10 protein-coding genes are annotated in these 11,718 nt (G+C 63.5%); 5 read left to right on the top strand and 5 right to left on the bottom strand.

Annotated features, from left to right (window positions below; genetic code table 11):
• The 4 genes from A3764_RS00910 to ilvD form a co-directional block, all read right to left on the bottom strand.
• The coding region (locus A3764_RS00910; RefSeq protein WP_067951043.1) for a hypothetical protein at positions 1-297 on the bottom strand (297 nt) is incomplete at its 3' end.
• 10 nt (positions 298-307) lie between these two features.
• Positions 308-1,081 (bottom strand): DUF6478 family protein, encoded by a 774-nt coding sequence (locus tag A3764_RS00905; RefSeq protein WP_067926631.1) that lies wholly within the window; start codon positions 1,079-1,081, stop codon positions 308-310.
• Between the two features lie 115 nt (positions 1,082-1,196).
• Positions 1,197-1,787, bottom strand: coding sequence for a hypothetical protein (locus A3764_RS00900; RefSeq protein ID WP_067926634.1), 591 nt, complete (start codon positions 1,785-1,787; stop codon positions 1,197-1,199).
• The gene (gene ilvD / locus A3764_RS00895) at positions 1,768-3,534 is read right to left on the bottom strand and encodes a dihydroxy-acid dehydratase (protein WP_067926637.1); all 1,767 of its coding nucleotides are present in this window, start codon (positions 3,532-3,534) and stop codon (positions 1,768-1,770) included. Before ilvD ends, A3764_RS00900 begins: the two co-directional genes overlap by 20 nt.
• Before the next feature lie 150 nt (positions 3,535-3,684).
• Between ilvD and A3764_RS00890 the strand changes: the two genes are divergently transcribed.
• The 5 genes from A3764_RS00890 to A3764_RS00870 are packed head-to-tail and all read left to right on the top strand — an operon-like array spanning position 3,685 to position 10,841.
• A complete protein-coding gene (locus A3764_RS00890) occupies positions 3,685-6,807 on the top strand; it encodes an ABC transporter transmembrane domain-containing protein (RefSeq protein WP_067926640.1) in 3,123 nt (1,040 codons plus the stop codon).
• The gene (locus A3764_RS00885; protein ID WP_067926643.1) at positions 6,804-7,703 is read left to right on the top strand and encodes a CPBP family intramembrane glutamic endopeptidase; all 900 of its coding nucleotides are present in this window, start codon (positions 6,804-6,806) and stop codon (positions 7,701-7,703) included. Before A3764_RS00890 ends, A3764_RS00885 begins: the two co-directional genes overlap by 4 nt.
• 58 nt (positions 7,704-7,761) lie before the next feature.
• The gene (accD, locus tag A3764_RS00880) at positions 7,762-8,700 is read left to right on the top strand and encodes an acetyl-CoA carboxylase, carboxyltransferase subunit beta (protein WP_067926646.1); all 939 of its coding nucleotides are present in this window, start codon (positions 7,762-7,764) and stop codon (positions 8,698-8,700) included.
• Entirely contained in the window at positions 8,697-9,971 is a 1,275-nt protein-coding gene (locus A3764_RS00875; RefSeq protein WP_067926649.1) for a bifunctional folylpolyglutamate synthase/dihydrofolate synthase, read from the top strand. The genes accD and A3764_RS00875 overlap by 4 nt, the downstream gene beginning before the upstream one ends.
• A 42-nt stretch (positions 9,972-10,013) precedes the next feature.
• Positions 10,014-10,841, top strand: coding sequence for a hypothetical protein (locus tag A3764_RS00870; RefSeq protein ID WP_067926652.1), 828 nt, complete (start codon positions 10,014-10,016; stop codon positions 10,839-10,841).
• On the opposite strand, the gene zapE is transcribed toward A3764_RS00870, so the two are convergent.
• On the bottom strand, positions 10,814-11,718 hold a 905-nt coding region (zapE, locus tag A3764_RS00865), incomplete at its 5' end, for a cell division protein ZapE (RefSeq protein WP_067951041.1). The two genes, A3764_RS00870 and zapE, sit on opposite strands and share 28 nt — an antisense overlap.

Raw genomic sequence — 11,718 nt, 5'->3', positions numbered from 1 at the left:
GGCGCGGATGTCATCCCCCAGCACTTCGCCCATGATCAACGTCACATGGGCCAGCGTATCCCCGCTTGCGTCGTCGAGGATCAGCAGGGTCTGCACCCCGTCGGAGATCGCATCCGACGGGATGGGGAAGGAAAGCAGCCACTGCCCTTTCGCATCCGCAGGCTCAAGGGCCACGCCCTCCACCGTTTTTCCCAAGTGGGACACCGAGATGGCGGGGCTGTCGCCCCCGGTATGGCTGACGATCCCCCGCCATGTGCCCTGACGGATTCCGGTTTTGGTCACGGTCGTTGTGGCCATATCAGGGCTCCTAGATCTGTGCGCGCGGACGGCGGGAGAACGTTAGATCGCGAATGATGATCTCGTTCATCTCCGCCCCTTCGAAGATGAGGTCGATCCACGCCTTCTCCACGCGTTTTTCATTGAGGTTGGAATAGGCGAGGTCGAATTCGACGCGGATTTCCTTTTGGTCCAGCGGCAGTTCGCGGACGATCTGTTCGCTGTTGGGACCGTGCCGGATGTTGAGCCGCGCGAAAATTTCGAGCGGCTTCTCGGTTTCCACGATCAGGTCCATGCGCAAAAGGTGGTTGCGCTTCAACCCCTTTACCCCCGCTTCCGGCAGGTCGAGCACGAGGGACAGGAACGAGCCGTCGAACCGGAAGACATCCATGCGCAGCCCGTAGGGGGCAAGGTCCTCTTCCCGCAGGTTGCGCACCTGCCGCAGGGTGAGCTCGGAAAAGTCGCAGTCGTGGAACAGGGTAATCTCGTCTCCGAGGGTCGATTTCGTCGCGACCGAAGAGATGCCGGGCACCGGCAGCGCCCCACGCCACAGGTCGGGCCGCCATGCCCAGTCCGCATTATGTGGCTTGGGGAACCCGGTTGAGCCGACCAGCGGCAGGGAAAGCCGTTCATCCGCGTTGTGGATGAGGCTGTCGAGATGGACCTTCAACTGGCGCGCCCTGAGGCTCTGGCGTTCCAGCGTGGGCAGGTCGGTCCTGTCGGACCGCCGCGCGATCTTCGCCCATTGGCGGACCATGCTTGAAAACAGGGTAGTGTCGAGGAATGTCTCGCCTAGTTTGCCCATAACCTGCCTGGCCTTCTGCCTTTTCGGCACTCTATCGCCGGTCCCGCTATCGTTCAATCGCTTTGGCGACAGTGCAATGCGCGGTCTGTCACTGTTTCGCCTGCGGAAACTAGCCTCACTTGCTGGCGGCCCGAGTCCTTTCCAGCAGGGATGTCACCACCGCACGCCCCGCACGACCGGCGGCCCGGGCACCCGCCGGTTCATAGAAGGCGACCCCCACCATTCGGTCATTCAGCAGCATCGCACCGCGCCAATGCCGCTCCGAAAGCCCCTCCTGCGGGGCTGGGCCGCGGGCATGAAAGACGAGCTGGGCCGGCCCCTCGCTTGCGTCGGAAATTTCGTTCAGCGCGGCTGCCCGCGCGATTTCGGTGATGGTGGGCAGTGGGCCGTCGGGCGCGACCGGAAGCATGCTGACGCTGATGACACCGAGCGGGGCATTCAGGTCCGTGACCGGCCCGCCCAGTGCCTCGCAATGGGCCAGCAAGGCAAAGTCCTTGTCGATACTCGCCCGGTCGATGCAGAACCCCGAAGGCGGCACCAGCATGATCGCCCCGCCCGACATGCGCGCCCGCGCCAGCGGAAGCGTATCTTCCGCGCCCTCGGGGCTGCGCAGGGACAGGGTGCCGAAGCCCTGACCGGCCTCGCAGCCGGACAGGGCAAGCAGCGCAAGCGCTGTGAGAGGACCCTTACAGGTCCATGTAGTCATGCGTCTCGGCCTTGGCGCCGGGATGAGTGACCGCACCCAGATAGGTCGGCCCGACGAGCTGTGCGTATTTCCACAGGGCTCCGCTGGCATAATTCGTCGGGCGGGCACCTTTCCATTCAGCGCGGCGGCGCTCCAGTTCCGCGTCGTCGAGATCGACGGTGATGCTGCCTTCGATCGCGTTCAGCGTAATCATGTCGCCGTTCTTCAGCAGGGCGATTGGCCCGCCATGCGCAGCCTCTGGGCCAACGTGGCCGACGCAGAACCCCCGCGTCGCGCCCGAGAACCGCCCGTCGGTGATGAGGGCGACCTTCTTGCCCATGCCCTGACCGGACAGCGCTGCCGTGGTTGCCAACATCTCGCGCATGCCCGGGCCGCCTGCGGGGCCTTCGTTGCGAATGACGAAGACATCGCCTTCAGCGTAATTGCGGTTCTGCACCGCCTCGAAGGCATCCTGCTCACATTCGAATACAAGCGCGGGTCCTGTGAAAACGATGTCGTCCTCGCTCATGCCCGCGATCTTCACGATAGCCCCTTCGGGGGCAAGGTTGCCCTTCAGACCAACGACACCGCCGGTCTTGCTGATCGGGTTCTGAACGCTGTGGATGACCTTGCCGTCGGCTTCCCGGTCGATCTTGTCCAGTTCCTCGCCGATGGAATAGCCGGTCGCGGTCAGGCAGTCCTCATGCAACAGGCCCGCCTTACGCAGTTCCTTCATCACCACCGGCACGCCGCCCGCTTCGTAAAGGTCTTTGGCGACATATTGGCCGCCGGGCTTCATATCAACGAAGTAGGGTGTGTCGCGGAAGATTTCGCAGACGTCATCAAGGAAGAAATCGATCCCCGCCTCATGCGCCATGGCCGGAAGGTGCAGGCCCGCGTTGGTCGATCCGCCCGTGCAGGCCACGATCCGCGCCGCGTTCTCGAACGCCTGCCGGGTGCAGATGTCGCGCGCGCGGATGTTTTTCTCGATCAGGTTCATGACCGCCGCGCCGGAGGCTTCGGCATAGGCGTCACGCGATTCATAGGGGGCGGGCGCCCCCGAAGAGTTGGGCAGCGCGAGGCCGATGGCCTCGGACACGCAGGCCATGGTGTTGGCGGTGAACTGCCCGCCGCAGGCACCGGCCGATGGGCAGGCGACGCGCTCCAGCACTTCGAGCGCGGCCTGCGACATGGTGCCGTTCTGGAACCGGCCCACCGCTTCGAACATGTCCTGAACCGTGAGGTCGCGACTGGCGAAATCTTCCGGCACATCGGCACCCGCCGGCGCCTTGCCCGGCAGGATCGACCCCCCATACAGGAAGACTGACGGCACGTTCAGCCGGATCATCGCCATCATCATGCCCGGCAGGGATTTGTCGCAGCCCGCAAGCCCGACGATGGCATCGTAGCAATGGCCGCGCATGGTCAGTTCAACGGTATCGGCGATGGCTTCCCGCGACGCCAGTGATGAGCGCATGCCCTCGTGGCCCATGGCGATGCCGTCGGTGACAGTGATCGTGGTGAACTCCCGCGGTGTGCCCTGTTCGTTGCGCACGCCGATCTTTACAGCTTGCGCCTGACGGTTCAGCGCGATGTTGCAGGGGGCCGCTTCGTTCCAGCAGGTCGCAACGCCGACCAGCGGCTGGTGGATTTCCTCCTCCGTCATGCCCATGGCGTAATAATAGGACCGGTGCGGCGCACGCGCGGGGCCTTCGGTCACATGGCGGCTTGGCAGTTTGGACTTGTCGAAACGCTGGGTGGTGGACATGAAGATTGGCTCCCGGTTCAAGGTTGCCACGGGAATAAAGCCCGAGCCTTTTGGCTGCAAGCGTCATGCGTCTTGTTGTGCACTCCCGGTGCGACGCGTAGATTGCCCCAACCCCGAAACGGCCGCAGGCCCCAGCGAAAGTCACGGCGCATGGAGTCCAGCATATTTTCCTTTATCTGGAAGCATTCGCGCCGCGAGCAGCTTCATCTGCTCGGCCTCACACTGGTGACCTTTCCGTTTCTCTATGCCACGCTGGAATTGCCCAAGCGCATCATAAACGATGCCATCGGCGCCGCGAGCGAGACGGCGCGGCTGTGGCAGTTCGAGATAACACAGGTGCAGTTCCTACTGCTTCTCTGCTTTGCCTATCTCGCCGCGGTGCTGATCCATGGTTTGCTGAAAATGCGGCTCAACACCATGAAGGGCGTGGTGGCCGAGCGGTCGCTGAGGAGGTTCCGCTATCAGCTTATCTCCCGGATGATGCGCTTCCCCCGGAGCTATTTCCAGACCACCTCCCAGGGGGAGCTGGTTTCCATGATCACGTCCGAGGCCGAGCCGATGGGCGGTCTGATGGGCGATGCACTGGCGCAGCCGGTCTTTCAGGCCGGACAGATGCTGATCATCGTGGCCTTCCTGTTCATTCAATCGCCCTGGTTCGGATTGGCCGGGGTGGCGCTGATCCCGCTGCAGGCATGGTTGATCCCGCGCCTGCAGCGCCAGATCAATCAACTGAACAAGGAACGGATCGCCGAAGTCCGGCACCTGTCGGCCCGCATCGGAGAGACGGCGGCAGGGGTCACCGACCTGCGCACCAACGGGGGCTGGCGCCTGCGCCTTGCGGATTTCACCGAGCAGTTGGGCCGGTTGTTCACGATCCGCTTTCGCATCTATCAGAAAAAGTTTTTCATGAAGTTTCTCAACAACTTCATCACGCAACTGACGCCCTTCTTCTTCTACGCCATCGGCGGCTATCTGGCAATCAAGGGCCAGATCACCGTCGGGGCACTGGTGGCCGCGCTTGCCGCCTACAAGGATCTCAGCAGCCCGTGGAAGGAACTGCTGGCCTATTACAACCAGACCCAGGATATGGCACTGCGGTGGGATGTCGTCACCGAACGCTTCGCTCCGCGCAACGCGATCGATCCCGCCCTGTTCGAAGGGGTGCCGGAGGAGATTCCGCATTTACGGGGCGACATCAAGCTGCAGAACGTTTCTGTGCGCAACGGCGATGGCAACCTGCTGCTGGAGGACCTGACGCTTACCATTCCGCCCGGATCCCACGTCGCCGTGCAGATCGCGAACCCCTCGGAACGAGTGGCATTCTGCGACGTGCTCACGCGGGAGGTATTGCCCTCCAGAGGCCGTATCGAGATCGCCGGGCATGATCTGTCGCAGCTTCATCAGGCGGTCATCGCGGCGCGCATCGGCTATGCGCACAGCACCCCTTACATTTTTCAGGGGACGGTGCGGGACAACCTGCTCATGCCGCTGATGACCGGCCCGAAGACCGTCCTGTGGGACCCGGAGGGGCAAGACAGGGCCGCCATCGAAGCGGCACGGGCCGGGAACAGCCCCGATAGCCTGAAGGCAAATTGGCTCGATCCGGGCCTCGCCGATCTGGCCACGCAGCAGGACATCCACGACTGGTGGTTCGGCCTGACCCAGGCCCTGGGCATCACCGAAGCCATCGTGCGCAACATGCTGAACGCGCCCATGGATCCGGACAAGCACCCCGACCTCGTTCGGCATGTGCTGGATCTGCGCCCTCTCGTCGCGCGGCGGCTCGATGCAGCGGGGCTGAGCAAGCCGGTTCATCGGTTCGACCCGGAGAAGTTCAATCCGGCGATGCCGCTGGGCGGCAACCTGATCTTCGCCAGCCCCCGGCGCCCGATTTCGCAGGAAAACCTGGTGGAGCAACGGCAGTTTCTATCGCTCGTCGCCGAACACGGGCTGGCGGAACAGGGCATCGCCATCTCCCAGACCGTGGTGGAAACGCTGCATCAGGCCTTTGGCAACGACGGTACGGACCATCCGCTTTTCAACATGCTGGGCATTGAGGAACCTCTCTATGAGCAGTTGGTCGATATTGCCGAAAGGCGGCGGGCCTCCGGTGATGCGGCGCTGAGCGACGACGAATTCGCGCTGCTGCTGACCGTTCCCTTCGCCTTGACGGCAGAACAGATCGGGCCCGCCTTTCCCGAGAGCTTCAAGCAGGAGATCCTGCATCTGCGACGCACCGGGGGGGCCGCCCTGCGCGACAGGATGCGCGATTTGTTTGTCCCTATCGCACCGGATGCCTATCTGCCGCAGCTCACGGTGTTGGAAAACCTTATCTACGGTCGCATATCGGCAATGGCGGGTCTGCAACGGGATCTGATCGAGGACGTCGTGGCCGAGGTGCTGCGCGAACAGGGGCTATGGCAGATGCTGGCAGTCAATCTTTTCGACACGCCCACCACGATCGGTGGCAGCAACCTGCCCGCGGGCTTCCAGCAAAGGGTCGCGTTCAACCGGGCCGCGATCAAACGACCGGACATCATGGTATTCAATCAATCGCTGGCCGTGCACAGCACCGAAACCCGAGCGACGATCCGCACCAAGCTGGGGGAGTATCTGCCGCAGACGACCCAGATTTACGTGGATGACACGTTCGCCAACCCCGAAACCTTCGACATCCACGTGCAAATTCGCAATGGCCGGATCGATGGTGATGAGCCGGTGGAGCCCGCCCGCGCGGGGGAGGACGCGTCGGACGATCTGCGGCGCAAGTTGCGCGTCATTTCCCGCAACGCGCTTTTCGGCAGTCTGGACGCGCGCAGCCAGCGGCTGCTGGCCTTCGCCGCCCGCTGGTACGAGGCCGAAGCCGGGCAGCGTATCTTTACCACCGGTGAGCCGCCGGATGCGGCCTACCTTTGCCTTTCCGGCAAGGCGGAGCTCTCATGGCCGGGGACCGCGCGCGATGTTGCCCCGGTTTCGGAAGTGGGGCCTGGCCGCCTTATCGGGGATCTGGCGATCATCCTGAACGAACCCCGGCAGCTTGACCTGACGGCTGTGGAGCCGACGCTTTTCCTGCGGCTTGGGGCGAAGGAGTTTCTGGCAGTCGTCGAAAACGACCGCAAGATCTTGCTGACCTTGCTTCAGACAGTTGCAGGCAACCTGTCCGGTGCGGCGGACCGCATAAGATCCTCCTATACCGAGCCGCTTCGCGATGACCCGCCGGGGGGTGGCCGCGAAGGGGCGCCGAAATCGCCCGGGGAGGAACCCTCAGAATGATGCCGCCCGCCTCTTACCAGCCGCATGAAATCTTGGTCGCCCCCGCGCGCCCCAGCCGCGCGCTTTGGCGACTGGTGCTTGGCTTTCTGCTGGCAGGCGCCGCCTATCTCGCTCTGGCGCAGGTCTTTTTCCAGACGGCATATTCGCTCGCAGGCGGGGGCGGGCTCGCGTTTTTTGAGCGGATGATGAGCGGGCAGAGCCCTGCCGCCATGTACCTGCTGCTTTTCTCTTTCGGTCTCATGATCGTCGGTGTGGCCATGGCGTTGCGCGTGGTGCACCGCCGGTCGCTGGCCGGCTTGCTTGGACCGCGCGCGCTCTTCGTCAGGCAGTTCGGCGTGGTGACCGTGGCGCTTTTGCTTCTCGGCGTCGTGATTCTGCTGCTCCCGCCATGGGGCATGGGGGGAGAGCTAATTCCCAACCTGCCGTTCGGTCGCTGGTTCTTGTTGCTGCCCCTTTCGTTGCTTGCGGTTCTGGTCCAGGTATCGGCAGAGGAGATCGTCTTCAGGGGCTATCTGCAACAGCAACTGGCTGCGCGTTTCGACTCACCCGTGATCTGGATGGCGGTGCCCTCGGTGGTCTTCGCGATGGGTCACTATCTGCCGGAGGCGGCAGGGCCGAACGCCCTGATGGTCGCGCTCTGGGCCGGTGTCTTCGGCATGCTGATGGCCGATCTGACTGCGCGGGCAGGGTCATTGGGCCCCGCCATCGCGGCGCATTTCGTCAACAACATCACCGCCATCCTCGTGGTGTCACTGCCCGACGACCTTTCGGGGCTGTCGCTCTACCTCACGCCCTTCTCCATGGCCGATGTCGAAGCCATGCGCGGCTGGCTGCCGGTGGATTTCGCGCTGATGTTCGTGTCTTGGCTGGCGGCGCGGCTGGCGCTTCGGCGTTGATTGCAATTTCGCGCGGCGGGGCTTATTTCGGGCGAACAAGCGTCAGCAGGGGCTCTCAATGAACTGGATCACGAACTACGTCCGTCCGCGGATCAATTCGATCTTTTCGCGTCGCGAGACGCCCGACAACCTATGGACGAAATGTGACGAATGCGGAACCATGCTGTTCCACCGTGAGATCTCGGAAAACCTGAACGTCTGCACGAACTGCGGCCACCATATGCCGATTTCGCCCCGCGACCGTTTCAAGGCGCTGTTCGATGGCGGTATTTTTACCGAAGTGAAGGTGCCCCAGCCCACCGCAGACCCGCTGCATTTCCGGGATCAGAAGAAATATCCCGATCGTCTGAAAGCGGCGCAGAAGGAAACCGGTGAAACCGAGGCCATGCTCGTGGCCCGCGGTGAAATTGGCCGCACCCCCATCGTCGCCGCCGCGCAGGACTTTTCCTTCATGGCAGGCTCCATGGGGATGTATGTGGGCAATGCCATAATCGCCGCCGCCAAGGAGGCGGTGAAGCTGAGACGCCCGCTGGTGCTTTTCTCTGCCGCGGGCGGCGCGCGGATGCAGGAGGGTATCCTCAGCCTGATGCAGATGCCGCGCACGACGGTCGCGGTGCAGATGCTGAAGGAAGCTGGCCTGCCCTATATCGTGGTGCTCACCCATCCGACGACAGGCGGGGTCACCGCTTCCTACGCGATGCTCGGCGATGTGCAGATTGCAGAACCCAATGCGCTGATCTGTTTCGCCGGTCCGCGTGTGATCCAGCAGACCATCGGGGAAAAACTGCCCGAAGGCTTCCAGCGGGCCGAATACCTGCTCGACCACGGTATGCTGGACCGGGTCACCCCCCGTACCGAATTGCGTGAGGAACTGACGACCATCCTGCGGATGCTGACCGGAAAGCCCCCCGCCGTGCGCGGCGACCTGCCCGCCCCCAGCGAAGGGGGCGAGCTTCCGCATGCGCTCAGCCCCGAGGCGGACAAACCCGCGAAATGACGGAAGTATCGTCGGACGTCATCCTGCAACGGATGATGTCGCTGCACCCCAAGGTCATCGATCTTACGCTGGATCGCATGTGGCGGCTGCTGGATGCGCTGGGCAACCCGCAGAATGACCTGCCGCCGGTGATCCATATCGCGGGCACCAACGGCAAGGGGTCCACGCTGGCGATGATCCGTGCCGGGCTGGAAGCGGACGGCCATAGGGTGCATGCCTATACCTCGCCCCATCTGGCGCGCTTTCACGAACGTATCCGCCTTGCCGGAACGCTGATCGATGAGGCTGCGCTCAGCGCGGTACTCGATGAATGCTATGCTGCGAATGGCGGCGAAAACATCACCTATTTCGAGATCACGACCGCCGCTGCCCTGCTGAGTTTCGCCCGGACGCCCGCGGACTACACTCTGCTCGAAGTGGGGCTCGGGGGGCGGCTGGACGCCACGAATGTCGTTGAATCGCCTGAGTTGACAGTGATCACGCCGGTCTCGGTGGATCATCAGCAGTTTCTTGGCGACACGCTTGCCCAGATCGCGGGGGAAAAGGCGGGCATCATCAAACGGCGCGTGCCTTGCGTCGTCGGTCCGCAGGAAGTGGTGGCGCTGGAGGTGATAGAGGCCCGGGCCAATGCGTGCGCAGCCCCGTTGCTCGCCTATGGCCAGCATTGGCACGCCCATCCCGAAGGCGACCGTATGGTCTTTCAGGATGAGAGAGGTCTGCTGGACCTTCCGCGCCCCAACCTGCTCGGCGACCATCAGATCGCAAACGCGGGGTCGGCGCTGGCGGCGCTGCGGTACCTCGGCGCCTCGGAGGCCGCTTTCGAGTCGGCGGTATCGCAGGCCGAATGGCCTGCGCGCATGCAGCGGCTGACCTCCGGTCCCTTGGCCACACAAGCGCCGGAGGTGGAGCTCTGGCTGGACGGCGGGCACAACCCTGCCGCGGGAATTGCCATCGCCTCCGCCCTTGCGGCGATGCCGGAAAGGCCCACGCACCTGATTTGCGGGATGCTCAACACCAAGGATGTGAAGGGCTACCTCAGGCCACTGGCCGCGCGGGCCGATCACCTCTGGGCGGTCTCGATCCCGGGGGAGGCGAATACATTGCCCGCCGCGGAGACCGCTGGCGCTGCCATTTCAGTGGGGCTGGACGCAAGCGAAGCGGCAGGCGTGTCGGATGCTCTGGCGCGGATCGTGGAGCGCGAACCGCAGGCCCGCGTGTTGATTTGCGGCTCTCTCTACCTAGCCGGGAACGTGTTGCGCGAAAACGTCTAGCAGCCGATTTCACGCGCTCCCCCGGGCGAGCCGCAGAATCTGGTGTATGCTTGGGGTGCATCGAAAATTGCCGTCGAAGCACCCGCCGCCTACCAGATATACGAGCTTGCCATGCAGGAAAATTCCGCTTCCGCAAAGAATAATGCCCCGCGCGAGGGTTCTCCGCTGGCGCTGGCCATCTATGCCTTTTTCGGGGTGGCAATCATCGTTGTTGGCCTTTTCGTACTGCGTGCGCAGATGACGGGCGATCATTTTGAAATGTCGGGCCCGATGCTCGATTATTCCGACGAAACGGGGGAGGGGGCGGCGTTGTCGCCCGCCGCCCTGCCGCCGGTCCACCCCCCCGCCGAAGCACTTTCCGAAGGCGAGGAGCAGGCCGCGCATGAACCTACCTCCGTCAGGGTCATGGCCACCGCGCAGGACCGGGCCATCGACATGGACGCGCTACTGACCGCCATGCTGGACCGGCTCGGCCAGCCAAAGGCCGCTTCCCAACCGCTGCGAGACAGGCTGAGCGTGACCTTGGAACAGGGACGTTCGGATGCCTATATCGATACGTTTCTGAATGCCGCAATCACCCGTGGCGACATCGAACCGCCCCTCGCGCTGACGACTGTCGCCGGGCGGCTGGATACCGATACCCTGCTCGAAACCCTAGTGCTTGCGACCGATAGCTTTGAGACGGCGGCGCATCGTGCATTCGCCAGTGCCCGCCCCCATGAGTTGCGCCCTACGGACAGTTTCGCGGGGCTTTCGCTGCATTACTACGGGCATCCGCTGGCACATGATCTTATCGCCGGCGCGAACGAGGACCGGGCGAGCCTTGCGGACGCCGAGGTCGGTCAGGTCGTTTCCATCCCCGCCTTCTGATCGCCCCAGTCTTCTGACTGCATCTCCCGCAGGCGGGAGGCGGTGCGCTCGAATTCGAAACTGCCCTCACCTTCGAGGTAGAGCATCTCCGGCTCGGCTGCCGCAGAACAGATGAGCCGCACCCGCGCTTCGTAGAGCGCATCGATCAGGGTGACGAAGCGCTTGGCCTCGTTGAAATTCGACCGCCCCAGCCGGGGCACGTCGTCCAGCAGCAGCACACGCACGGATTCCGCCACCGCGAGGTAATCGGCGGGGCCGAGGGGCCTGCCGCAAAGCTCGTGGAATTCCGCCCGCGCGATCCCGTTGCGAAAGGCGGGCAGCATGATGTCGCGTCCCTTGACATGCAGGGTCAGCGGTGTGCCCGGCCCCCCGGCCAGATCGTCCCAGACGGCATTCATGGCGGCGCGGCTTTCGTCGTTCACGGGGGTGAAATAGACCTGCATTCCCGAAAGCCGGTCCTGCCGGTAGTCGGTCGGGCTGGCCAGTTCATGGACAACCATATGCTCTTCGATCAACTCGATGAACGGCAGAAAGAGTTGCCGGTTCAACCCGTTCTTGTAAAGGTCCTGCGGGACGCGGTTCGACGTCGTGATGACCACGACGCCCGCACTGAAGAGCGCCTCGAACAGGCGGCCCACGATCATCGCGTCGGTGATATCGGTGATCTGCATTTCGTCGAAGGCCAGCAGCCGCACACTTTCCGCCACATCGCGGGCAACCGGCGCAATGGCATCGTCTACACCCGTTTGACGCGCCGCATGTAGTGCCGTGTGAATTTCCTGCATGAAGGCATGAAAATGCACCCTCCGGGCGGGGATATCGTCCAACGTGGATACGAAGAGATCCATCAGCATGGATTTCCCCCGGCCCACCCCGC

It is taken from the genome of Sulfitobacter sp. HI0129, assembly GCF_001635395.1.
GTDB lineage: Bacteria > Pseudomonadota > Alphaproteobacteria > Rhodobacterales > Rhodobacteraceae > Sulfitobacter.
This window is presented reverse-complemented; position numbering and strand designations above follow the sequence as displayed.